The organism is Streptomyces sp. NPDC048142, assembly GCF_043202835.1.
Classification (GTDB): domain Bacteria; phylum Actinomycetota; class Actinomycetes; order Streptomycetales; family Streptomycetaceae; genus Streptomyces.
In genome coordinates, this window is record NZ_JBIDBC010000025.1 from 87613 (window position 1) to 110342 (window position 22730).

A 22730-nucleotide genomic window follows, 5' to 3' on the forward strand; every position below is an offset into this window, starting at 1 on the left:
CCCGGTGACGCGGGACCTGGGTCCCGACGGGTCCGGGACCAACGTCCCGCGCTCGCCGCCGGGTCAGCCGACCAGTCCGTCGGCGAGCTCCTCGCTGAGGGTCGACTCGGTCCCCGGGATGCCCAGATCCTGGGCCCGCTTGTCGGCCATCGCGAGCAGCCGGCGGATCCGGCCGGCGACCGCGTCCTTGGTCAGCGGCGGGTCGGCGAGCGCGCCCAGCTCCTCCAGCGAGGCCTGTTTGTGCTCCATGCGCAGCCGTCCCGCGGCGGCGAGGTGCTCGGGGACCTCCTCGCCGAGGATCTCCAGCGCGCGCCCCACCCGGGCCCCTGCGGCGACCGCCGCGCGGGCCGAGCGGCGCAGGTTCGCGTCGTCGAAGTTGGCGAGCCGGTTGGCCGTGGCGCGGACCTCGCGCCGCATCCGCCGCTCCTCCCAGGCGAGCACCGCGTCGTGGGCGCCGAGGCGGGTCAGCAGGGCGCCGATCGCGTCGCCGTCACGGACCACCACACGGTCCACGCCGCGCACCTCGCGGGCCTTGGCGGCGATGGAGAGCCGGCGCGCCGCCCCGACCAGGGCGAGAGCCGCCTCGGGCCCCGGGCAGGTGACCTCCAGCGAGGAGGAGCGGCCGGGCTCGGTGAGCGAGCCGTGGGCGAGGAAGGCTCCGCGCCAGGCCGCCTCGGCGTCGCAGGTGGCCCCCGAGACCACCTGCGGGGGCAGTCCCCGGATCGGACGGCCGCGGCCGTCCACCAGACCGGTCTGGCGGGCCAGCTGGTCGCCGCCCGCCACCACCCGTACGACATAGCGAGAGCCGCGCCGCAGCCCGCCGGGGGCCATCACGATCAGCTCCGAGCTGTGCCCGAAGATCTCCAGGATGTCGCGCTTGAGCCGGCGGGCCGCGTTCCCCGTGTCCAGCTCCGCCTCGATCACAATCCGGCCGCTCACCAGGTGCAGCCCGCCCGCGAACCGAAGAATCGCCGAGACCTCTGCTTTCCTGCAGCAGGTCCGGGTGACGGGAAGATGAGAGATTTCGTTCTTCACCGCTGGCGTCATCGCCATGGGCCGATCCTTCCATGCATCCGAAAAATACGGTCGTACGCGGCGGCCAACAGCTCCTGATCATGGACCGGAACGCCGTCGGGCGATGCCACCGGCGCCAGCTCGACCGCGGCTCCGAGCCGTTTGGCGGCGTCGGCGAGGGACTCACGGTCGGGCACGGCGGCCTCATCGGCCAGCACCACGTCCAAGGCGAGTTTAGGGGCGTGTCGCCCCAAAACCTCCAAATGACGCTGCGGTGAGAAGCCATCTGTTTCACCGGGCTGGGGTGCGAGGTTCAGCGAGAGGACCTTGCGGGCCTTCGTGGTGACCAGGGCGTCGAGCAGTTCCGGTACGAGCAGATGCGGGATCACGGAGGAGAACCAGGAGCCGGGACCGAGCACCACCCAGTCGGCGTCCAGGACCGCTTGCACGGCCTCCGGGACGGCCGGCGGGTCGGGCGGGACCACGTGCACGGACTGCACCTCGCCGGGGGTGAGCGCCACCGTGGCCTGGCCGCGCACGGTGACGATCGCGTCGGGCAGGTCGGGGTCGTGGCCCTTGACCAGCGCCTGGAGCTCCAGCGGAACGGCCGACATCGGCAGCACCCGTCCGTGCGCGCCGAGCAGCTTGCCGACCAGGTCGAGCGCCTGGACGTGGTCGCCGAGCTGTTCCCAGAGGGCCACGATCAGCAGATTGCCGACCGCGTGCTCGTGGAGGTCGCCCTTCGACTCGAAGCGGTGCTGGATGACCCGGGACCAGGTGCGGCCCCAGTCGTCGTCGCCGCACAGCGCGGCGAGTGCCTTGCGCAGGTCGCCGGGCGGCAGGACGCCCAGCTCCTCGCGCAGCCGGCCGCTGGAGCCGCCGTCGTCGGCGACGGTGACCACGGCCGTGAGATCGCCGGTGATCCGGCGCAGCGCCGTCAGGGACGCCGAGAGCCCCATGCCGCCGCCGAGCGCGACGACCTTGGGCTGAGCACCGCGCTTGCGGCCGGAGAGCGCCGAGGTGGCGCGGCTCAGGCGCCGCATCCGCAGATTGCGTCCGGTCACTCTCGCCCCATGTCCCGGTGTACGAGGACGGTCTCGACGCCTTCGGCGGCGAGGCGGGCCGAGAGCTTCTCCGACATGGCCACGGAGCGGTGCTTGCCTCCGGTGCAGCCCACCGCGATGGTGACGTACCGCTTGCCCTCGCGGCGGTAGCCCGCCGCGATCAGCTGGAGCAGCTCCGTGTACTGGTTGAGGAACTCCTTGGCGCCCGGCTGGTCGAAGACGTAGTCGGACACCTCCTCGTTGACGCCGGTGAAGGGGCGCAGCTCGGGGACCCAGTGCGGGTTGGGCAGGAAGCGGCAGTCGACGACCAGGTCGGCGTCGACGGGCAGTCCGTACTTGTAGCCGAAGGACATCACCGTGGCGCGCAGCTCCGGCTCCGAGTCGCCCGCGAACTGGGCGTCCATCTTGGCCCGCAGCTCGTGCACGTTGAGGCTGGAGGTGTCGATGACCAGGTCGGCGTCGCCGCGCAGCTCGCGCAGCAGGTCGCGCTCGGCCGCGATGCCGTCGACGATGCGGCCGTCGCCCTGGAGGGGGTGCGGGCGGCGGACGGACTCGAAGCGGCGTACGAGGGCGTCGTCGGAGGACTCCAGGAAGACGATCCGCCGGGTGACGTGCTTGGACTCCAGGTCCGCGAGGGATTCGCGGAGGTTGTCGAAGAAGCGCCGGCCGCGCACGTCGACGACGACGGCGATCCGGGCCACGTTGCCCTGCGAGCGGGCGCCGAGCTCCACCATGGTGGGGATCAGCGCGGGCGGCAGGTTGTCGACGACGAACCAGCCGAGGTCCTCCAGACACTTGGCGGCGGTGCTGCGGCCGGCGCCCGACATCCCGGAGATGATCACCAGCTCGGGGATGGCCGCTTCACCCGTCTCGTTCGGGGTGTTCGTACTCACGTCTGCTGCTCCGTCTGCTCGGTCTGTGGTGTCCGCTGATCCCGCGCTGCCCGCTGCTTCTGCGCTGTCCGCTGCTTCTGCGGTGCTCGCGGTGTTTCGGTCCGTGGTGTTCTGTGCGGTCTCGTGGCTTTTCTCGGTCATCAGTTTCCCCCGTCGTCCTCTTCAATGATCTCTCCTGTGGCCGTATTCACGGCAGGTGCCGCGGGAGTGGTCGAGGCGAGGGCCGCGGCCACTGATTCCGCCGTCCTTCGCCCTATCCCGGGGACCTCGCAGATCTCGTCGATTGTCGCTTGCCGGAGCTTCTTCACCGAGCCGAAATGCTTGATCAGGGCCTGCTTCCGGGTCTCGCCGAGGCCGGCCACGTCGTCGAGGGGGCTGGAGCGGATGCGCTTGGCGCGTTTGGCGCGCTGGTAGGTGATGGCGAAGCGGTGGGCCTCGTCCCGGACGCGCTGGAGGAGGTAGAGGCCCTCGCTGGTGCGGGGCAGGACCACGGGATCGTCGTCATCGGGGAGCCAGACCTCTTCGAGGCGCTTGGCGAGACCGCAGACGGCGATGTCGTCGATGCCCAGCTCGTCCAGGGCGCGCCGGGCGGCGGCGACCTGGGGCTGCCCGCCGTCGACGACGACGAGCTGCGGCGGGTAGGCGAACCGCTTGGGCCGGCCGTCGTCCTCCCTGGGCTCACCGTCGTCGGCGGCCGGGACGACGGCGGGGACGGGGCCGGTCGCGGCGGGCCCGGCGGCCGGGGCGGCCGCCTGCTGCTCCTCCCACTCCCCCGTGCGCTCCTTGTCCTGGAGGTAGCGCTTGAAGCGGCGGCCGATCACCTCGTGCATCGAGCGGACGTCGTCCTGGCCCTCGAAACCCTTGATCTGGAAGCGGCGGTACTCGCTCTTGCGGGCGAGGCCGTCCTCGAAGACCACCATGGAGGCGACCACGTCGTCGCCCTGGAGGTGGGAGATGTCGTAGCACTCGATGCGCAACGGGGCGGTGTCCAGGCCCAGCGCCTCGGCGATCTCCTCCAGGGCGCGGGAGCGGGTGGTCAGGTCGGAGGCGCGCTTGGTCTTGTGCAGCCCGAGCGCCTGCTGGGCGTTGCGCTGGACCGTGACCATGAGGTCCTTCTTGTCGCCGCGCTGCGGGATGCGCAGGCTGACCTGGGAGCCCCGGCGCTCGGCGAGCCACTGGGAGACCGCTTCGGCGTCCTCGGGCAGGGCCGGGACCAGGACCTCCTTGGGGACGGCCTCGCCGCGCTCCTCCCCGTACAGCTGCTGGAGGGCGTGCTCGACGAGGCCGGAGGTGTCGACCGCCTCGACCTTGTCGGTGACCCAGCCGCGCTGGCCGCGCACCCGGCCGCCGCGCACGTGGAAGATCTGGAGGGCGGCCTCCAGCTCGTCCTCGGCGACGGCGATCAGGTCGGCGTCGGTGGCGTCGGCCAGGACGACGGCGCTCTTCTCCATGGCCCGCTTGAGGGCCTCGGCGTCGTCGCGGAGGCGGGCGGCCCGTTCGTACTCCATCTCCTCGGCCGCCTGCGTCATGTCCTTCTCCAGGCGGCGGATATAGGTGCCGGTGCGTCCGGCCATGAAGTCGCAGAAGTCCTCGGCCAGCTCCCGGTGTTCCTCGGGGGTGACCCGGCCGACGCAGGGGGCCGAGCACTTGCCGATATAGCCGAGCAGACAGGGGCGGCCGGTGCGCGCGGCGTTCTTGAAGACCCCGGCGGAGCAGGTGCGGACGGGGAAGACGCGCAGCATCAGGTCGACCGTCTCGCGGATCGCCCAGGCGTGGCCGTAGGGACCGAAGTAGCGCACGCCCTTCTTCTTGGCGCCGCGCATGACCTGGACGCGGGGGAAGTCCTCGTTGAGCGTGACCGCGAGGTAGGGATAGCTCTTGTCGTCGCGGTACTTGACGTTGAACCGGGGGTCGAACTCCTTGATCCAGGAGTACTCCAGCTGGAGCGCCTCGACCTCGGTGGAGACGACCGTCCACTCGACGGAGACGGCGGTGGTGACCATCGTGCGCGTACGCGGATGGAGGTTGGCCAGGTCCTGGAAGTAGTTGGCCACGCGCTGGCGCAGGTTCTTGGCCTTCCCGACGTAGATCACCCGGCGGTGCTCGTCGCGGAATTTGTAGACCCCCGGGGAGTCGGGGATCTGTCCCGGCTTGGGGCGGTAGCTGGAGGGGTCTGCCATGTCTCACACCCTACTTGCGGGCAGTGACAGCGCGTCGTCCTCGGGTGGTGCCGCGCTCCGGAGCGCGGTGCGGTGTCCGGACCCCGGAGCGCGGGCCTGTGAGCCGGTGGAGCCGCTGCTCAGGCGTCCGTGACCGGGGGTCGCCCGGTACGGTTCCGGCGGCGTACGGCGGCGGCCCCGCACAGGACCAGGGCGAGCAGCGCCCCGGCCCCGGCCGTGGTGGAGACGGCGGTCAGGGCCGTGTCCGGGCCCTGTGCCGCACCGGCGAGCGCGGAGCTGCCGGCGGTGTCCGGGGCCTGGTCCGCCGCCGGGGCCCGGACCGGGCCGGGTGCGGGCTGCGGGGCTTCCCCGTTGCCGGTGGCCGCCTCGGGGCCGTAGCCGCCCGCCTTGCCGGAGCGGGCGTATCCGGAGCCGGGCAGCTTGTCTCCGTACGCCTCCTGGACCCGGGTCCGGTAGGCGCTGAGCGCGGTGCCGCGTGCGCCCACGGCGGCCTTCGCGTCCTCGTCCAGCGGGAGCACCCGGGAGCCGTCGTGGACGTACCAGGCGTCGATCTGCGGTTCACGGAAGACGGTGCCGCCGGGGAGCGCGCGGGCTCCTTGTGCGGTGTAGCGGGCCTCGTCGTCACCGGTGGCGATGTTCACCACCTGCCACTGAGCGCCCTTGTCCGCCCGGGGGACGGTCCACAGGGAGGCCTTCTGGCCGTCGGAGGAGACGGCGGTGCTGGCCAGGTAGTCCAGGGTGCTCGGGGCGGCCCCGGGCCTTCCAGCGACGAAAGCGGCGGAGAGCGTGCGGACGGGTACGGCCTTCCCCTCGATCCGGGGTGCGCTCGCCGCTCTGCTCACCGCGCCCTCCCGGGCGAAGAACCGGGACAGGGTGGCCAGGGTCGCGGGCTCGGTGGCGGCCTCGTGGGCCGCTTCGAGGGTCGCGGCGGTCAGCTTCGGCGGGGCCGCCCGGCCGTCGTCGGCGAGGGCGGGAGCGGCGGCCGCGAACAGGGCGGCGCCGGTGAGGGCGGTGGCGGCGGCGACGCGCCGGGTGGTGGAGTTCATGTCCTCACGCCCCGATCCGGTAGAGCGAGTGGGTCCAGGAGAACTCGTTGTTGTTGACGTACCAGGCGTGCGAGGCCCAGTTGTAGCGGTCGCTGGAGGGCCATGGATCGCCCCAGTAGACCCAGCTGTTGGCGTCGTCGTACCCGTAGATGACATGCATGTGGCCGCCGCCGGACGACCACTGGATACGGGTCTCGATGGGGCGCTGGGCGGATATCTCGGCCTGCACGGTCGGGTAGCGCAGCCAGCCGGTGACGTAACTGCCGGGCCTGATCCCGGCCCAGGACAGGCCGGTCTGGACGTTGCCGAGGGTGGCCTGCCAGTTGGGGCACTGGTAGTTCTGGTTGCGGTTGAAGGCGGCGTTGCAGAACTGGTTCTGGGAGTAGTCGCGGCCGAACCAGGCGGCGATGGTGTTGCCTCCGGCGGCCCAGCACCAGTTGCTCCGCTGCTGCGCCTGCATGGTGATGTTGAGCCGCTGGGCGGCCGCGACGGTGCTGCCGGCTCCGTCCGGGGACTGGGCGGCGGTGGCGGTGCCCGCGGGGACGGCGAGCAGGACGGCGGCCAGGAGGGCGGTGAACGAGAACCTTCCGGGCCTGACTCTTCGGTTGCGCATGGCGTTCCTCCCAAGGCGGGGGGCGGGGATCGGAGGAGCGCGTCCGGACGCTGACGATGAGCATCCGGCGTTGTCCGGAGCAGGTCAAGACGCTTCAATGCGAGGTGACATCACGGTGTGAACGGCACGGCGTCCGTGTGAACGGCCCCGCCCCGGTCACCTGCTCCCCCGCATCCCCCGGGGGCGATGTCGCCACTCCCCACGTGAACGTTCACCGGAGGCCCGCCATGCGGCAGACCGAGACCGAACTGACGCAGGTACTGCGGACCGGGCCGTTCCATCTGGCGTTGCGCACGGCCCTGTCGGTGCGCGGGCTGCCGCTCCAGCGGGTGCAGCACCATCTGGCGCACCGGGGCGTCAAGCTCGGGGTGACCAGCCTCAGTTACTGGCAGCAGGGGGTGCGCCGCCCCCGGCGGGCCGAGTCGCTGCGGGCGGTGCGGGCGCTGGAGGAGGTGCTCGCACTGCCGGACGGCTCGCTGCTGCGGCTGCTGCGCGACGGCGACGCCCTCGCGGAGGGGGACCGTCCGGCGTCCCGTTCGTACCGCTCGCTGATGGAGGCGTCGGGTTCGGTGGAGCGGCTCCTCGCGGCGATGGAGTCACCCGTGGACGGCGGGCTGCACACCGTGGGGCACCAGGAGCGGGTCCGGATCGGGGCGCGGCGCGAGCTGGCGGGCCGCAGCTCCCGGCACGTGGTGCGCGCACACCGGGACGGCGTCGACCGCTATCTCGCGGTGCACCGGGGCGACCCCGGCTGCGACCCGTCGCGGATCGTGGTGCGGGCCCTGGAGAACTGCCGGACGGGCCGGGTCCGCTGGGACCCGGACGCGGGGGTGCTGGTGGCGGAGCTGCTCTTCGACACCCGGCTGCGGTCCGGCGAGACGTACCTCTTCGGCTACGGCTTCGAGGACGGTACGGGCGGGGCCGGCGACGAGTACGTACGCGGCTTCACCTTCGGGGGCGGGCAGTACGTGCTCCAGGTCGGCTTCGACGAGGCTGCGCTCCCGGTGCGGTGCCGCCGGTTCGCCCAGGCGTCGGCGGGGGCGGCGCGCGGGGCCCGCAGGGACCTCACGCTGACCGGCCGGCACCGGACCGTGCACCTGGTGGAGGAAAGCGTACGGCCGGGCCTGATCGGGATCGACTGGGACTGGGAGTGAGGGCCGGCGGCCGTACGCCTGCCGGGGCCTCGAACCGCCTGCGCGGCGTCGGGGGCCGGGGAGCCTCGGGCGCCGGGGGCCGCAGGGGCTCGGGCGCCGGGGCCGGGGGCTGTGGAGCCTCCGGCGCCGGGGCCCCACGATTCCGTCAGGCGTCGGGGCCCGCGACGAGCTTTCCGCCCTCGGCGGTGACCGGGACGGCGGGCAGCGGCACGGTGGCCGGGCCCTTCACCGGCTCGCCGGTGGTCATGTCGAAGCGGCTGCCGTGGCAGGGGCAGTGCCCCTCGGTGCCCTCGACCTTGTCCAGCACACAGCCGCCGTGGGTGCACTGGGCGCTGAACGCCTTGTACTCGCCCTTCGCCGGGCAGACGACGACCAGGCGCTGCTCGCGGTAGAGCTTGGCTCCGCCGACGGGCACCTCCGAGGCAGCCCCGAGGTCGACGGGCGCGGTGGGGGTGGGGTTCTTGGCGTGGCCGAGCTTGGAATCGGTGGAGCAGGCGGCCGCTCCCAGCCCGGCGGCACCGGCGAGCGCGGCACCCTTCAGCACGGTACGGCGGGCGGCGGGCAGACCGGGCATGCGGGCTCCACGGGTCGTTGTTCGGGGTGGATCACGGTGGATCGGGATCGCCGGACAGGGCGGCGCGAAGACGACGGCCCCGTGTGCCGGTGACAGAACCGACGATACCGGCGGGGATCGGAAGCCCTGCGACCGGGCCGGACGCCCCCCTTCGACGGGCGACGGCGGCCCCCTTCGTGCTGCGGGGACCGCCGTCGTCGGCGAGGGGTGGGCGGCTGCGGGGCCGGGCGGAGCCGCCCGGTCCCTCGCTCAGGCCTTGCGGGCGCGGGTGGCCTTCTTCACGGCAGCCGCCTTGGTGGTGGCCTTCTTCGCGGTGGCCGCCTTGGTGACGGCCACCTTGGCCGTACCGGCCTTGGTCACCGTGGCGTTCGCCTTGACCGTCGTGGCCTTCTTGGCCGCGGCGGCCGTCTTCTTCGCCGGCGTGGTCCTGCGGGCGGCCGGCTTGCGGGCCGTCCCCCGTCCGGAGGGCACCGCCGCCTCACTGATCCGGTCCGCGTCCAGGATGGACTGGAGGAACTTCCCGGTGTGGCTCGCTGGGACCGAGGCGACCTGCTCCGGGGTTCCCTCGGCGACGACCAGACCACCGCCGTTGCCGCCCTCGGGGCCCATGTCGACCACCCAGTCGGCGACCTTGATGACATCGAGGTTGTGCTCGATGACGATCACCGTGTTGCCCTTGTCCACCAGGCCGGAGAGCACGGTGATCAGCTTGCTGATGTCCTCGAAGTGCAGACCGGTGGTCGGCTCGTCCAGGACGTAGACCGTGCGGCCGGTGGAGCGCTTCTGGAGCTCGCTCGCCAGCTTGACGCGCTGCGCCTCGCCGCCGGAGAGGGTCGGTGCGGACTGGCCCAGCCGCACATACCCGAGGCCGACCTCGTTGAGCGTACGGAGGTGGCGGGCGATCGTCGGGACGGCCTCGAAGAACTCCAGGCCCTCCTCGATCGGCATGTCCAGCACCTCGGCGATGGACTTGCCCTTGTAGTGGACCTCCAGGGTCTCCCGGTTGTAGCGCGCTCCGTGGCAGACCTCGCACGGGACGTACACATCGGGCAGGAAGTTCATCTCGATCTTGATCGTGCCGTCGCCGGAGCAGTTCTCGCAGCGGCCGCCCTTGACGTTGAAGGAGAAGCGGCCCGGCAGATAGCCGCGCACCTTCGCCTCCATCGTCTCGGCGAACAGCCGGCGGACGTGGTCGAAGACTCCGGTGTACGTGGCCGGGTTGGACCGGGGGGTCCGGCCGATCGGCGACTGGTCGACGTGGACCACCTTGTCGACGAGGTCGTCGCCGTCGACCCGGGTGTGGCGGCCGGGGACCGACTTGGCGCCGTTCAGCTCGCGGGCCAGGTGGGTGTAGAGGATGTCGTTGACCAGGGTCGACTTGCCGGAGCCGGAGACGCCGGTGACGGCGGTGAGGACGCCGAGGGGGAAGGAGACGTCGATGTCCTGGAGGTTGTTCTCCCGGGCACCGTGGACGGTGAGGCTGCGGGCCGGGTCGACCGGGCGGCGGATGTCGGGGGTCGGGATCGACCGCTTGCCCGCCAGATACTGGCCGGTGACCGACTCCTTGTTGGCCAGCAGCTCCTTCAGCGAGCCGGAGTGGACGACCTTGCCGCCGTGCTCACCCGCGCCGGGGCCGATGTCGACGACCCAGTCGGCGACCTTGATGGTGTCCTCGTCGTGCTCGACGACGATGAGCGTGTTGCCCATGTCGCGGAGCCGGACCAGGGTCTCGATGAGCCGGTGGTTGTCGCGCTGGTGCAGGCCGATGGACGGCTCGTCCAGGACGTACAGCACGCCGACCAGACCGGAGCCGATCTGGGTGGCCAGCCGGATGCGCTGGGCCTCGCCGCCGGACAGGGTGCCGGCCGCGCGGTTCAGCGAGAGGTAGTCCAGGCCGACGTCGACGAGGAACTTCAGCCGCTCGTTGACCTCCTTGAGGACCCGCTCGGCGATCTTCTTGTCGCGGGCGTTCAGCTTGAGGCGGCCGAGGAACTCGGCGCACTCGCTGATCGACATCGCGGCGACCTCGGCGATGGACCTCTCCATCACCGTCACCGCGAGGACGATCGGCTTCAGCCGGGTGCCCTCGCAGGTCGGGCAGGGCACCTCGCGCATATAGCCCTCGAAGCGCTCCCGGCTGGAGTCGCTCTCGGCCTCGGTGTGCCGCCGCTTGACGAACTGCACCGCGCCCTCGAAGGCGGGGGTGGTGTAGGCGCGCTCGCGCCCGTAACGGTTGCGGTAGCGGACCTCGGTCTGGATCTTGTGGCCGAAGAGCAGGGCCTTCTTCGCGCGCTGCGGCAGCCCGGCCCAGGGGATGTCCGTACGGAAGCCGAGGGCTTCGGAGAGCGCGCCGATCAGGCGGCCGAAGTACTCCTTGGTGTGGCCGTGGGACCAGGGGTGGATCGCGCCCTCGTCGAGGGACTTCTCCTCGTCCGGGACGATCAGCTCCGGGTCGACCTCCATGCGCGTGCCGATGCCGGTGCAGTCGGGGCAGGCGCCGAAGGGCGAGTTGAAGGAGAAGGAGCGCGGCTCCAGCTCCTCGAAGGAGAGGTCGTCGTACGGGCAGTAGAGGTGCTCGGAGAACATCCGCTCGCGCTCGGGGTCGTCCTCGGGGAGGTCGACGAAGTCGAGCACGACCATGCCGCCGGAGAGGCCGAGCGCGGTCTCGACCGAGTCGGTCAGCCGGCGCTTGGCGCTGTCCTTGACGGTGAGGCGGTCGACGACCACCTCGATGGTGTGCTTCTCCTGCTTCTTGAGCGTGGGCGGCTCGGCGAGCTGGATGGTGGCGCCATCGACCCTGGCCCGGCTGTAGCCCTTGGTCTGGAGGTCGGCGAAGAGGTCGACGAACTCGCCCTTGCGCTCGCGCACCAGCGGCGAGAGGACCTGGAAGCGGCTCCCCTCGGGCAGGCCGAGAACCCTGTCGACGATGGCCTGCGGCGACTGGCGGGAGATGGGCCGGTGGCACTCGGGGCAGTGCGGCTTGCCGATCCTGGCGAAGAGCAGCCGGAGGTAGTCGTAGACCTCGGTGATGGTGCCGACCGTCGAGCGCGGGTTGCGCGAGGTCGACTTCTGGTCGATGGAGACCGCCGGGGAGAGGCCTTCGATGAAGTCGACGTCCGGCTTGTCCATCTGGCCGAGGAACTGCCGGGCGTACGAGGAGAGCGACTCCACGTAGCGGCGCTGCCCCTCGGCGAAGATCGTGTCGAACGCGAGGGACGACTTGCCCGACCCGGAGAGCCCGGTGAAGACGATGAGGGAGTCGCGGGGCAGGTCGAGCGAGACGTTCTTCAGGTTGTGCTCGCGCGCGCCACGGACGATGAGACGGTCGGCCACGCCGGTCCGAACCTTTCTAGAGAGAAGCGGGGGAACTGAGCCCCTCTCCCAGGGTATGGGGGGCGCCACAGCGGTGTGAGAAGCTTTCGATTCCGAGCGTATAGCACGCACATTCGATTTATGACCGACCTCCGACTCCTTCACCCGAATGAGTGGCGGAGCTAGGCTCGGTCACATGATTGATCATGCGCACGACCTGGGAGCTGTACGCGGTGCGACCGAACGGCTGCTCGACGCGGCCGGCAAACTGGACAACGCCTCGGTCGCCGGGGCGTCACGGTTGCCCGGCTGGAGTCGGGGCCACGTACTGGCCCACCTCTCACGTAACGCCGACGCGCTCGGAAATGTTCTCCGGGGGCTCCCGATGTATGCGAGCGGCGAAACCCGGGACGCCGACATCGCCGACGGCGCCCCCCGCCCGGCGGCCGAACAGCTGACCGACCTGCGGGAGAGCGCGGACGGCTTCCTGGCGGCCGCCGCCGAACCGGCCGACTGGTCCCGTACGGTCGCCCTGCGCAACGGCGTGACGGACTCCGCGGCCCGGATCCCCTTCCGGCGCTGGGTCGAGCTGGAGCTGCACCACGTCGACCTCGACGTCGGCTACGAGCTGGAGGACCTGCCCGCGGAATTCGTGTCGCGGGAGATCGCCTTCCTGGCCGAGCGCTTCCTGGGCAACCAGGACGTGCCCGCCACCGCGCTGACCGACCAGGACGGTCACACCTGGAACACGGGCGGCGGACCGGCGAGCGCCCTGGTGACCGTCCAGGGGCCCGCCGTCGAGCTGCTGGGCTGGCTCTGCGGCCGTCGTGACGGCTCCGCCCTGACTGCGGCCGGTGGCCCGCTGCCCTCACTGCCCCCGCTATAGGCTGAGACGTATGACGTACAGCGGAGCGGTGAAGGTCGGCGGGCCGGCGAGCGTGCACGAACTGGCGGATCTGATGATCTCCAAGGTGGCCGTCGGGGCGATGAACAACAACGCCTATCTGCTGCGCTGCCGGGCGACCGGCGAGCAGCTGCTGATCGACGCGGCCGCCGAGCCGGAGACCCTGCTCGCGCTGATCGGTGACGACGGCATCGCGTCCGTCGTCACCACCCATCAGCACGGGGACCACTGGCAGGCACTGGCCGAGGTGGTCGGGGCGACCGGCGCCCGGACGTACGCGGGCCGCTACGACGCCGAGGGCATCCCGGTCCCGACCGATGTGCTGGTCGAGGACGGCGACACCGTCACCGTCGGCCGGGTCGAGCTGACCGCCCGCCATCTGGCCGGTCACACCCCGGGCTCCATCGCCCTGGTCTACGACGACCCGCACGGCGCCCCGCACCTGTTCACCGGGGACTGTCTCTTCCCTGGCGGTCCTGGACGGACAACAGAGCCGGAGGAGTTCAACTCCCTGATGGACGACCTGGAGACCAAGGTGTTTGACGTCCTGCCCGATGAGACGTGGGTCTATCCCGGGCACGGCAACGACACCACCCTTGGCGCGGAGCGACCCCAACTCACGGAGTGGCGCACGCGAGGCTGGTGACCATCCAACGACGGCTGCTTCTGCACGACTGCACCACGGGGCCAGGAGAACGCGACGCAGCCGGCAGCCTCAGCGCATCGGCCCCGGCACAGCAAAGGGCCCGCATGACCGGTCAAGGTCTGCGGGCCCTCCTACGCTCCTGCCGGGTCCGCTACCGGCTGGTACACATCACGTACACCTGAGCCTCGAACGGCTCGTAGAAGCTGCCCGCCTGGCCCCACCAGCCGTCACTGACAGCACCCTCGCTCTGGAGTCCGGGCCTCGACGCGGTCAGGACGGTCTCCTGGCCCTTCGCAGAGGTGCCACCGCTCACGACCTGCCGACCGTCCTTACACGCGAGGAACCCACCGACCGGGCTGTTAGACGTCGCCTTGCCCGTCGACCAGGTGGTATCAGGGATCGGGTCAGCGCACGTCACAGTGGCGACGACCCCGACCGTGGTGTTCGCGCCCTTCCGGCCCGACACCACCCACTGGGCGGGCTGCCCGGACGAATCAAACGCGGCCGGGTACGACTTGTTCAGGGCGCTGCGGTCGCCCTGGATGGCGCCTCCGCCGCCGAGCGCGACCTTGCCCGCCGGGCAGGAAGCCGTGACCGGCTGGTCGACCGGAACCTCGGACAGCGGCGTCTGTACTACCTCGTAGCCGCTGGGACGCGTCGCGCACACCGCCCAGGCGGTGACGGTGCTCGGCTGCCCGTAGAAGTTCCGGGCGCTGGCGACCCAGAGCCTTGACTCCTGCTGCCAGGGGAAATACTCCGGATAGCTGGAGACCACGGCCAGCGACTCGTTGTGGGAGCCGTCCGCCTTCGCCTCAGCGCCACCACTGATGACGACCTTTCCGTCCGGGCAGAACACACGCACCTCCTCGTAGTCACCAACGGTCTCGGTCGTCTGCACGATCTCGACATCGGCCAGCCGTGGAGCCGTGGGCACGCCCGGAGCGCTGGGGGCTGCTTGCGCCGGCACGGCGGCCGACATCGCGAGCCCGGCCGCCGCAGCGCAGACGGCGAGCCGGGACGCGAGACGGGAAAGGGACTGCTGCCCAAACCTCATGAAAACCCGATCTGTGAAAGCGCGACTCCATCGCGCAGCGCGATCACGCTAGAGCCGTGCGTGACCGTGCGCCAGTGCGCCTCACCAGATCCAGTGATCACAACCGACTTCGGTCTCAGTCTCATCCGAATGCGCTACACCCCGTGCTCTCGGCGGCGGCGGGCCGGTCAACCCCTGACCGGGGGCGGCGAGGCCGCGCTCCCTCGGGGCCACTGTCGGCTCGCTGGCGGACCTTGGGAGCGGGAGGTCTTCCGGTACCCCGAGGCGGGTGCCAGTCCGGCAGCGCCAGGCGCAGTGCCTCTGCCTCCCGGCTTCGACTTTCCAGTCAGGTCGACGTGTTCCGTGGCGGTGGTCCCAGCGGGGCCAGCACGGCTCCCTCCCCGGCCGGGCGAGGACGCCGGGCCCTTGCCCCTGGTGCCGCCCTTCCCCGGCGGGGTCGGGAACACGAACCAGGATCCCGAGGCGTTCGCGAGCCTCCTGCACGACGTCGAGACGAAGCTGTTCGACCGGCTGCCCGACGAGACGTGGGTCTACCCGGGCCACGGGCACGACACGACCCTCGGCGACGAGCGGCCCCACCTCGCGGAGTGGCGCGCCCGCGGCTGGTAGCCCGCGCACAGCTCGCGGAGGCCTCGCGCCTGCCGCGCACCGCACGCGGAGGCCTCGTGTCTCCCGCGCGGACACACGAAAGCGGCCGGGGCGGACGGCCTTCGCCGTTACCGCCCCGGCCGCTGCCGGTGTGTCCCTGTGCCGCTCGGGGCGGCTCCGGGTCAGCTGCTGATGCTCTTGCTCTCCTCGTCGGCCGGGCCGGCGGTCTCCGCCTTCCCGTCCTTCTCCGCCTCGGCCGCCGCCTGCTTCTTGTTGGCGATGAGGCTGGTGACCGTGGTGATCACCAGGACGCCGCAGATGACGGTGAGCGAGAACGGGATGGAGATCTCGGGCACGTGCACCCCGGACTCGTGCAGGGCGTGCAGCACCAGCTTGACGCCGATGAAGCCGAGGATCACCGACAGGCCGTAGCTGAGGTGGACCAGCTTCTTCAGCAGACCGCCGATGAGGAAGTACAGCTGACGCAGACCCATCAGCGCGAACGCGTTGGCCGTGAAGACGATGTACGGGTCCTGGGTCAGGCCGAAGATCGCCGGGATGGAGTCCAGCGCGAACAGCACGTCCGTCATACCGATGGCGAGCATGACCACCATCAGCGGGGTCAGGACACGCTTGCCGTTGTTCTGGATGAAGAGCTTGGTGCCGTGGTACTTGTCGGCGACGCCGAAGCGGTGCTCGATCGACTTCAGGAGGCGGTTCTCCTCGAACTCCTCTTCCTCCTCGTCGGCGCGCGCCTCCTGGATGAGCTTCCAGGCGGTGTAGATCAGGAACGCCCCGAAGATGTAGAACACCCACGAGAAGTTCGCGATCACGGCGGCGCCGGCGGCGATGAAGATCGCCCGGAGCACCAGGGCGATGAGCACACCGATGAGCAGCACGCGCTGCTGGAGGTGCGAGGGCACCGAGAACTTCGCCATGATCAGGACGAAGACGAAGAGGTTGTCGACACTCAGCGACTTCTCGGTGATGAATCCCGCGAAGAACTCGCCGGAGGCCTGGGTCTCACCGAAGACCGCGAGACCGGCTCCGAAGAGGATGGCCAGCACGATCCAGACGATCGTCCAGATTCCGGCTTCCTTGGTCGACACGTCATGGGGTTTGCGCCCGATGAAGAAGTCGACGGCGATCAAGGCTGACAGACCAAAGATGGTCAGGGCCCAAAGGGTCCATGAAACGTCCACTGCGCCTCCGGCAGTTCGCTACGGCTACTGATCAGCGTCGTCGCTGCCGGAGGTCTCTTCCATCCCTGCGCACGGCGTGCGCGCCTGGACCGGCGCCCCGGGACCGATAACGGTCCGTATTGACGGGACGTCGCGTAAGGAGTACTCCCCTCCGTAACCCGAACAGTACAGACATCACCAAGAAAAGGTAAAGAGAAGGGTAAAGAAGTCGTCAAAACAGCAGGTCAGAGCGATTTTCCATCAACGGCCGACGGCTCGACGGGCGGCGGCGACCGCCGCGAGCACCTCTTCCAGGACGCGGCTGCCCGGCGGGATCGCCAGCGGCTCGTACGTCCAGGCATGCCCGACCCAGGGGTCGGCGAGATGGCTGTCGGCGACCGGCGTGATCCGCAGCAGCGAACGCCAGAGCGGGTCGAGAATCGGCCCGTACGCACTGGCCTCCTCCCGGTCCGCGACCATCAGGAGGTGCACCCCGACCGAGGGGCCCTCGTCGGCGAGATAGCGGAGCTGGGTGACGGCCCGGTCGTCGAAGCCGTGCGGGAAGTCGTTGACCACCAGGAGCTGCTCGCCGGTGTCCAGGTCGGGCGGCAGCGAGTCGGCCGCCCCGGCGCGCACGGCCATCTGCACCAGGTCCACCCGCCGGGTGAGGTGGGCGAGGACCGAGGCCACTCCCCCGGGGCCGGCGGCGGGCGGTCCGGCGAGGACGCCCGCGGCCACCAGCGGCGCGAGCGGACCGGCCGCGGCGCCCGCCGGGTCGATGACGTGCACCGAGAACTCACCGGGCGGATACACCGCGAGCAGCCGCGCCGCGTGGGCGACCGCGGTCTCCATGGCCAGCCGGCGCAGCCGGTCCGTGTCCATCGGGGCGGCCGCTTCGGACGCCGTCCGGCCGCTGTCCACCCACATGCCGCGCTCCAGCGGCAGCCGGACGAGCAGCGGGATGCGCAGGTCGGTGCGCTCGGGAAGATGGAGGTCGCCGATGCGCAGGGCCATCGGTATCTCCATGGGGACGCGGTGGGCGTGCCAGACGGGGTTGCCCCAGCCGGCGTACGCGGCCGGGAGCGCGGGCTCGACGACGGCCGACTCGGCGGCCAGCTGGGCCAGGTCGCGGTCGAGGACCTCCCGGGCCCGGGAGGTCAGCTCGTCGCGCTTGGCGCGGGCCTCCTCGCGGGCGCGGTCGCCCGATCCGCCGATCCGGTTGCGCGGGTCGGACAGGGCCCGGTCGAGCTCCTGGTCCATCCGGGACTCGGCGAAGTCGACGGCGCTGCGGTAGGCGGCGACGGCGCGGGCCAGATCCTCGAACATGCCCCAGATCTGGTTGTAGAGGCGCTCGTCCATCGACCAGCCGGTGGCGTCCCCCGCGACGGGCTGGGCGGGTTGTCCGGGCTGGGCGGGAGGCGCGGTGGGCGGGGGCGACGGGGGCGCGGCGTGCTGCCGCCCCGGGTGCGCGTAGTTGATGGGACCGTCACCGGTGGATCTCGCGGCGGCCGGTCCCGGGGCGGTGTGCGGCTGGGAGGGGTGCGCCGGCCCCTGAGCGGTGCTGGCCGGGTCGGTCAGCGGCTCGGCGGGACCCGGGGCCGGGGGCGGTGGCGTGGGCGTGGGCGTGGGCGGGCGGTGGTCCGCGGAGCCCGTCGCGTGCCGTACGCGGTCGCCCTCCGGGGTCCGGGGCGGCGGTGGGGCCACCGAGCGGGCCAGGCCCCGGGTGACGGCCTCGTGGATGGATCCGGCCAGTCCTGTCGCCTCGGCCACGCCCTGGTCGGCGAGCATCTCGGCGAGCCCGCCGGCGTACCCCTGTCCGACGGCGCGGACCTTCCAGACGTCCTGGCGGCGATAGAGCTCCAGGGCACTGACCGCGGATTCGGCGTCCAGGCCGGTGAGCGTGAAGGTGGCGATCTCGGCACCGTCGAGCCCGGTGACGGCGACGAAGGGGGCGGGGACCGCGCCGAACCGCGCCGGGCCGCCGGCTCCGACGGGAAGCGCGAGCAGCACGGTGACCCGGTGGGCGCCGGCGGGCAGGGCTTCCAGGTCGACGGCGAGCCGGTGGTCGGCCGCCGCCTGCTGGGAGACCTCCAGCCCGGGGAGCTGGGGCGAGCCGGGGTGGGCGATCCACTCGACTCCGCGTACCGTGCCCCGTTCGTCGCCGAGGGTGGCTCCGGCCACGACGGACGTGCCCGCCGATACCCGGATCTCCAGACGGGTCTGGGGCAAGGTGTGGTTCTGCCCCCGGACCAGTTCGGCCGTCATTGCCCTGTCCCCCTCGACGATGGCCCGCGCGCCCGTGGGCGCGCTGCCGTGCGATGCCGCGTTCATGCTGTTGTGTCATGCCTGGCTTGCCGTGTGTGCCATGCCGTGTGTGCCGTGGCTGTGAGTGCCGGGCATTCCGTGGCCATGTGCGGCCGTGCTGTGTTCGTGCGTGACCATGTGCGGCCGTGCCGTGGTCGTGCGGGCCGTGGTCGTGCGTGGGGCAGCCCCCGGCGGCCGGTGCCGGCGGGAGCTGCCCCTGCCCGTAATGGTGCCGGTCCGTGCCGGACCGGCCCGGGGGCTACAGGTGCGGGAGGATCGACGGCATCAGGTCCTGGAAGGTGCGGCCGTTGGCCGGGTTCCCGAGGGCCGTCATCTGCCATTCGCTGCCCGCACGGTGCACCTTCGCCATGATCTGGGCGGTGTACTGGCCGCCGCCGTCGAGCGTGTACCGGGCGAGCTCCTGGCCGTTGGTCTCGTCGACGATGCGGCAGAAGGCGTTCTGAACCTCCTGAAACGTCTGCCCGGTGAAGGAGTTCACCGTGAAAACGATCTGGTCGATGTGGACCGGCACACGCTGGAGGTCGACGAGGATCGCCTCGTCGTCGCCGCCGGAGCCCGCGCCGCCGACCAGGTTGTCACCGGTGTGCTTGACCGAGCCGTCATCGCTGACCAGGTGGCGGAAGAACACGACGTCGACCGGCTGCTTGTCGGCGAAGAGCACCGCCGAGGCGTCCAGGTCGACCTCGCGGGTGCGCGAGCCGAACAGGCCGCGACGCGGAGCCGCCTGCCAGCCGAGCCCCATCCGTACCGCGGTCAGGGTCCCCCCGTCGCTCTTCTGCAGGCTGATGGCCTGACCCTTGGTCATGTTGACCGTCACGCGCTGTCCCCTCTCGGCATTGCCCCGCAACCATCCGTGTGCGGTTTCCCCGCACCCTACGCATTCCACCCCGGGCCGCAGCAGGCTCGGTCCGCTTTTGTGTCGGTCTTGCAACACACCCGGCACGGCATGCCCGGTGCGGCGGAATCCACGCCGGCATGGACACCGGAACGGACGCGGAAGCCGACGCAGGAACCGCCCGCGCAGGAGCAGACGCAGGACCCACCGGTGCGGGAGCCGCCGCGGGAATCGGCGGCGAAGGCGGTGCCGGTCCGGGTGCCGGGATCAGGCGAGGCCCGCTTCCTTCATCTGACGCAGCTCCTTCTTCAGTTCACCGACCTCGTCACGCAGCCGGGCGGCCACCTCGAACTGCAGGTCCGCTGCGGCGGCCCGCATCCGCTCGGTCATCTCCTCGATGATCCCGGCCAGTTCGGTCGCGGGCCGGTCGCTGAGCACCGCGCCGGGCGAGGGCGCCCGGCCCTTCGCCCCGCCCTTGGCGGCCTTGCCGCCGAGCGCGGGCACCAGGGCCTTCGCCTCCTTGCCCTGCCGGTAGCCCGTCCCGAGGAGCTGCTCGGTGTCGACCTCCTCGCGGGCGATGGTCGCGACGATGTCGTTGATCTTCTTGCGCAGCGGCTGCGGGTCGATGCCGCGCTCGGTGTTGTACGCGACCTGCTTCTCGCGGCGGCGGTTCGTCTCGTCGATCGCCTGCGCCATGGCCGGGGTGATCTTGTCTGCGTACATGTGGACCTGGCCGGACACGTTACGGGCGGCGCGGCCGATGGTCTGGATGAGCGAGGTGCCGGAGCGCAGGAAGCCCTGCTTGTCGGCGTCGAGGATGGCCACGAGGGACACCTCGGGGAGGTCGAGACCCTCGCGCAGGAGGTTGATGCCGACGAGCACGTCGTACTCGCCGGAGCGCAGCTCGCGCAGCAGCTCGATGCGGCGCAGCGTGTCGACGTCGCTGTGCAGATAGCGGACCTGGATGCCGAGCTCCAGGAAGTAGTCGGTGAGGTCCTCGGACATCTTCTTGGTGAGCGTGGTGACCAGGACCCGCTCGTCGCGCTCGGTGCGCTTGCGGATCTCGTGGACCAGGTCGTCGATCTGACCCTCGGTGGGCTTGACCACGACCTCGGGGTCGATGAGGCCGGTGGGGCGGATGATCTGCTCGACGAACCCGTCGCCGCGCGAGAGCTCGTACTTCCCCGGAGTGGCGGAGAGATACACCGTCTGGTCGATCCGCTTCAGGAACTCCTCCCACTTCAGCGGCCGGTTGTCCATCGCGGACGGCAGCCGGAAGCCGTGGTCGACGAGGGTCCGCTTGCGGGAGGCGTCCCCCTCGTACATCGCGCCGATCTGCGGGACCGTGACGTGGGACTCGTCCAGGACGAGCAGGAAGTCGTCCGGGAAGTAGTCGAGGAGGGTGTTGGGGGCGGTGCCGGGCGCACGGTCGTCGAAGTGCATCGAGTAGTTCTCGACGCCGGAGCAGGTGCCGATCTGGCGCAGCATCTCGATGTCGTACGTGGTGCGCATGCGCAGTCGCTGGGCCTCCAGCATCTTGCCCTGCTTCTCCAGCTCGGCCAGGCGCTGCTCCAGCTCCCGCTCGATACCGCCGACGGCCTTCTCCATGCGCTCGGGCCCGGCGACATAGTGACTGGCGGGGAAGACATGGACCATGGGGTCCTCGCTGATGATCTCGCCGGTCAGCGGGTGGAGCGTGGACAGGGCCTCGATCTCGTCGCCGAACATCTCGATACGGACGGCGAGCTCCTCGTAGACCGGGAAGATCTCGATGGTGTCGCCCCGGACCCGGAAGGTGCCGCGGGTGAACGCCAGGTCGTTGCGGCTGTACTGCATCTCGACGAAGCGGCGCAGCAGCTGGTCGCGGTCGATCTCCTCGCCGACCTTGAGCCGGACCATGCGGTCCACGTACTCCTGGGGCGTGCCGAGGCCGTAGATGCAGGAGACGGAGGCGACCACGACGACGTCGCGCCGGGTGAGCAGCGAATTCGTCGCCGAGTGGCGCAGCCGTTCGACCTCCTCGTTGATGGAGGAGTCCTTCTCGATGTAGGTGTCCGACTGCGGGACGTACGCCTCGGGCTGGTAGTAGTCGTAGTAGGAGACGAAATACTCCACCGCGTTGTTCGGGAGGAGCTCACGGAACTCGTTGGCCAGCTGGGCGGCGAGGGTCTTGTTCGGAGCCATCACCAGAGTGGGGCGCTGCAGCTTCTCGATCATCCAGGCGGTGGTCGCCGACTTGCCGGTGCCGGTCGCGCCGAGCAGGACGACGTCCTTCTCATCGGCGCGGATACGCCGCTCCAGCTCGGCGATGGCCGCCGGCTGGTCGCCGCTGGGCTGGTAGGGACTGACGACCTCGAAGGGCGCCACCGAACGTTCGATCTTGGAAACGGGCCGCATGCAACCACCGTACGGCTCACCACTGACAACGGCCCCGGATCAGCGGTACCGGGACCCTCCCGCACCCCCGCGGGCGGTGCTCCGCGAGCGCCGCCCGGTCCGTGCGTACGGGCCTGGTTCGCCCGTCACGGCCCTGAGATCGAACATGAGCACCACCGCGGCGAGCAGCAGGAAGCAGGCGGGGCCTGCCAGCATCGGGCCGATCATCTCGGCGGGCCGGTCGCCGGGCAGGACGTCCGCCAGGTCGGACGGCAGGGCCGGCGGCAGGGCGGGCGGCAGGGCGGGCGGCAGGGCGGGCGGCAGGTGCAGGTGCACGTCGAGCGCGGCCATGCCGGTGTAGTGCATCCCGGTCACCGCGACGGCCATCAGGACGCTCGCGCCGAGGCCGGAGAGGGCTCCCCGGAGGGTGACGGCCGCCCACAGCGCGCCCGTGGCGGCACACCCGGCGATCAGCACCGAGAGGACGACGAGGGGCGTGTCGTACGCGAACCGTGCGTCCATGCGCATGCCCGCCATGCCGAGATAGTGCAGGGAGGCGATGCCGAGGCCGGTGATGGCGCCTCCCGTGATCAACGCCATGCGGGTCGCGCCCCGGTACCCGACAATGAAGATGCCGATGCCGACCATCACCACGGCCACGGCCAGGCCGGCGAAAGCGAGTGGCTTGTCGTAGGAGATCGGAGCCTCCTGGACGGTGAAGCCCGTCATCGCGACGAAGTGCATGGTCCACACCCCGGAGCCGATGGACAGCGAACCCAGCACCAGCCAGCCGGCCCGGCAGGTGCGCGCGGTGTGGAGGGACCGGGTGGTGCAGCGGAGTCCGAGGGCGGCTCCCAGCGCGGCCATGAGGAACGCCGCGACCGGAGTCACCAGGCCGTAGGTGAATCCGTCGACTGTTCCCTGCATGCGCGCACGCCCTTCGAGAAAGCCCGGGGTCGAGGAGGGTCCCC

17 protein-coding genes and 1 pseudogene are annotated in these 22730 nt (G+C 71.1%); 4 read left to right on the forward strand and 14 right to left on the reverse strand.

What is annotated here, in order from left to right:
- Positions 1-63: 63 nt before the first annotated feature.
- From whiA to ACGF2Y_RS27015, 6 genes are all read right to left on the reverse strand, one after another.
- A complete protein-coding gene (whiA, locus tag ACGF2Y_RS26990; protein WP_032790781.1) occupies positions 64-1053 on the reverse strand; it encodes a DNA-binding protein WhiA in 990 nt (329 codons plus the stop codon).
- A complete protein-coding gene (yvcK, locus tag ACGF2Y_RS26995) occupies positions 1044-2078 on the reverse strand; it encodes a uridine diphosphate-N-acetylglucosamine-binding protein YvcK (RefSeq protein WP_392952419.1) in 1035 nt (344 codons plus the stop codon). The genes whiA and yvcK overlap by 10 nt, the downstream gene beginning before the upstream one ends.
- Entirely contained in the window at positions 2075-3112 is a 1038-nt protein-coding gene (rapZ, locus tag ACGF2Y_RS27000; protein ID WP_392952422.1) for an RNase adapter RapZ, read from the reverse strand. The genes yvcK and rapZ overlap by 4 nt, the downstream gene beginning before the upstream one ends.
- A complete protein-coding gene (uvrC, locus tag ACGF2Y_RS27005; RefSeq protein WP_392952425.1) occupies positions 3112-5151 on the reverse strand; it encodes an excinuclease ABC subunit UvrC in 2040 nt (679 codons plus the stop codon). Before uvrC ends, rapZ begins: the two co-directional genes overlap by 1 nt.
- 119 nt (positions 5152-5270) lie before the next feature.
- Positions 5271-6197, reverse strand: coding sequence for a hypothetical protein (locus tag ACGF2Y_RS27010; protein WP_392952427.1), 927 nt, complete (start codon positions 6195-6197; stop codon positions 5271-5273).
- Between the two features lie 4 nt (positions 6198-6201).
- Positions 6202-6810 (reverse strand): papain-like cysteine protease family protein, encoded by a 609-nt coding sequence (locus ACGF2Y_RS27015; RefSeq protein ID WP_392952430.1) that lies wholly within the window; start codon positions 6808-6810, stop codon positions 6202-6204.
- 227 nt (positions 6811-7037) lie between these two features.
- Between ACGF2Y_RS27015 and ACGF2Y_RS27020 the strand changes: the two genes are divergently transcribed.
- Positions 7038-7964, forward strand: coding sequence for a hypothetical protein (locus ACGF2Y_RS27020; protein WP_392952433.1), 927 nt, complete (start codon positions 7038-7040; stop codon positions 7962-7964).
- Between the two features lie 145 nt (positions 7965-8109).
- On the opposite strand, the gene ACGF2Y_RS27025 is transcribed toward ACGF2Y_RS27020, so the two are convergent.
- The gene (locus ACGF2Y_RS27025) at positions 8110-8538 is read right to left on the reverse strand and encodes a Rieske (2Fe-2S) protein (protein WP_392952436.1); all 429 of its coding nucleotides are present in this window, start codon (positions 8536-8538) and stop codon (positions 8110-8112) included.
- Between the two features lie 249 nt (positions 8539-8787).
- Entirely contained in the window at positions 8788-11871 is a 3084-nt protein-coding gene (gene uvrA, locus ACGF2Y_RS27030) for an excinuclease ABC subunit UvrA (protein ID WP_392952438.1), read from the reverse strand.
- A 175-nt stretch (positions 11872-12046) separates the two neighbouring features.
- On the opposite strand from uvrA, the gene ACGF2Y_RS27035 reads away from it, so the two are divergent.
- Both ACGF2Y_RS27035 and ACGF2Y_RS27040 read left to right on the forward strand, forming a co-directional pair.
- Entirely contained in the window at positions 12047-12736 is a 690-nt protein-coding gene (locus ACGF2Y_RS27035; protein ID WP_392952441.1) for a maleylpyruvate isomerase family mycothiol-dependent enzyme, read from the forward strand.
- A gap of 10 nt (positions 12737-12746) precedes the next feature.
- Positions 12747-13400 (forward strand): MBL fold metallo-hydrolase, encoded by a 654-nt coding sequence (locus ACGF2Y_RS27040; RefSeq protein ID WP_392952444.1) that lies wholly within the window; start codon positions 12747-12749, stop codon positions 13398-13400.
- Positions 13401-13551: 151 nt separating this feature from the next.
- Here the strand turns inward: ACGF2Y_RS27040 and ACGF2Y_RS27045 are convergent, their stop codons facing one another.
- Positions 13552-14334, reverse strand: coding sequence for a hypothetical protein (locus ACGF2Y_RS27045; RefSeq protein ID WP_392952447.1), 783 nt, complete (start codon positions 14332-14334; stop codon positions 13552-13554).
- A 543-nt stretch (positions 14335-14877) separates the two neighbouring features.
- Between ACGF2Y_RS27045 and ACGF2Y_RS27050 the strand changes: the two are divergent.
- A pseudogene (locus ACGF2Y_RS27050) lies at positions 14878-15063 on the forward strand (MBL fold metallo-hydrolase); the annotation flags it as partial.
- A 161-nt stretch (positions 15064-15224) separates the two neighbouring features.
- On the opposite strand, the gene ACGF2Y_RS27055 reads toward ACGF2Y_RS27050, so the two are convergent.
- The 5 genes from ACGF2Y_RS27055 to ACGF2Y_RS27075 form a co-directional block, all read right to left on the reverse strand.
- Complete coding sequence (locus tag ACGF2Y_RS27055; RefSeq protein WP_392952449.1) at positions 15225-16244, reverse strand: TerC family protein; 1020 nt, start codon at positions 16242-16244, stop codon at positions 15225-15227.
- A gap of 240 nt (positions 16245-16484) precedes the next feature.
- Complete coding sequence (locus tag ACGF2Y_RS27060; protein WP_392952478.1) at positions 16485-18488, reverse strand: TerD family protein; 2004 nt, start codon at positions 18486-18488, stop codon at positions 16485-16487.
- A gap of 298 nt (positions 18489-18786) precedes the next feature.
- Entirely contained in the window at positions 18787-19365 is a 579-nt protein-coding gene (locus tag ACGF2Y_RS27065) for a TerD family protein (protein WP_392952452.1), read from the reverse strand.
- Positions 19366-19650: 285 nt separating this feature from the next.
- Complete coding sequence (gene uvrB / locus ACGF2Y_RS27070; RefSeq protein ID WP_392952455.1) at positions 19651-21780, reverse strand: excinuclease ABC subunit UvrB; 2130 nt, start codon at positions 21778-21780, stop codon at positions 19651-19653.
- 39 nt (positions 21781-21819) lie between these two features.
- The gene (locus ACGF2Y_RS27075; protein ID WP_392952457.1) at positions 21820-22686 is read right to left on the reverse strand and encodes an MHYT domain-containing protein; all 867 of its coding nucleotides are present in this window, start codon (positions 22684-22686) and stop codon (positions 21820-21822) included.
- Between the last annotated feature and the right edge of the window lie 44 nt (positions 22687-22730).

Excerpts from the sequence above, each read along its gene's own strand:
- whiA (WP_032790781.1), bottom strand. The coding sequence starts at position 1,053 with ATGGCGATGACGCCAGCGGTGAAGAACGAAATCTCTCATCTTCCCGTC.
- rapZ (WP_392952422.1), bottom strand. The coding sequence starts at position 3,112 with ATGACCGAGAAAAGCCACGAGACCGCACAGAACACCACGGACCGAAAC.
- uvrC (WP_392952425.1), bottom strand. The coding sequence starts at position 5,151 with ATGGCAGACCCCTCCAGCTACCGCCCCAAGCCGGGACAGATCCCCGAC.
- ACGF2Y_RS27010 (WP_392952427.1), bottom strand. The coding sequence starts at position 6,197 with ATGAACTCCACCACCCGGCGCGTCGCCGCCGCCACCGCCCTCACCGGC.
- ACGF2Y_RS27015 (WP_392952430.1), bottom strand. The coding sequence starts at position 6,810 with ATGCGCAACCGAAGAGTCAGGCCCGGAAGGTTCTCGTTCACCGCCCTC.
- ACGF2Y_RS27020 (WP_392952433.1), top strand. The coding sequence starts at position 7,038 with ATGCGGCAGACCGAGACCGAACTGACGCAGGTACTGCGGACCGGGCCG.
- ACGF2Y_RS27025 (WP_392952436.1), bottom strand. The coding sequence starts at position 8,538 with ATGCCCGGTCTGCCCGCCGCCCGCCGTACCGTGCTGAAGGGTGCCGCG.
- ACGF2Y_RS27035 (WP_392952441.1), top strand. The coding sequence starts at position 12,047 with ATGATTGATCATGCGCACGACCTGGGAGCTGTACGCGGTGCGACCGAA.
- ACGF2Y_RS27040 (WP_392952444.1), top strand. The coding sequence starts at position 12,747 with ATGACGTACAGCGGAGCGGTGAAGGTCGGCGGGCCGGCGAGCGTGCAC.
- ACGF2Y_RS27060 (WP_392952478.1), bottom strand. The coding sequence starts at position 18,488 with ATGACGGCCGAACTGGTCCGGGGGCAGAACCACACCTTGCCCCAGACC.
- uvrB (WP_392952455.1), bottom strand. The coding sequence starts at position 21,780 with ATGCGGCCCGTTTCCAAGATCGAACGTTCGGTGGCGCCCTTCGAGGTC.
- ACGF2Y_RS27075 (WP_392952457.1), bottom strand. The coding sequence starts at position 22,686 with ATGCAGGGAACAGTCGACGGATTCACCTACGGCCTGGTGACTCCGGTC.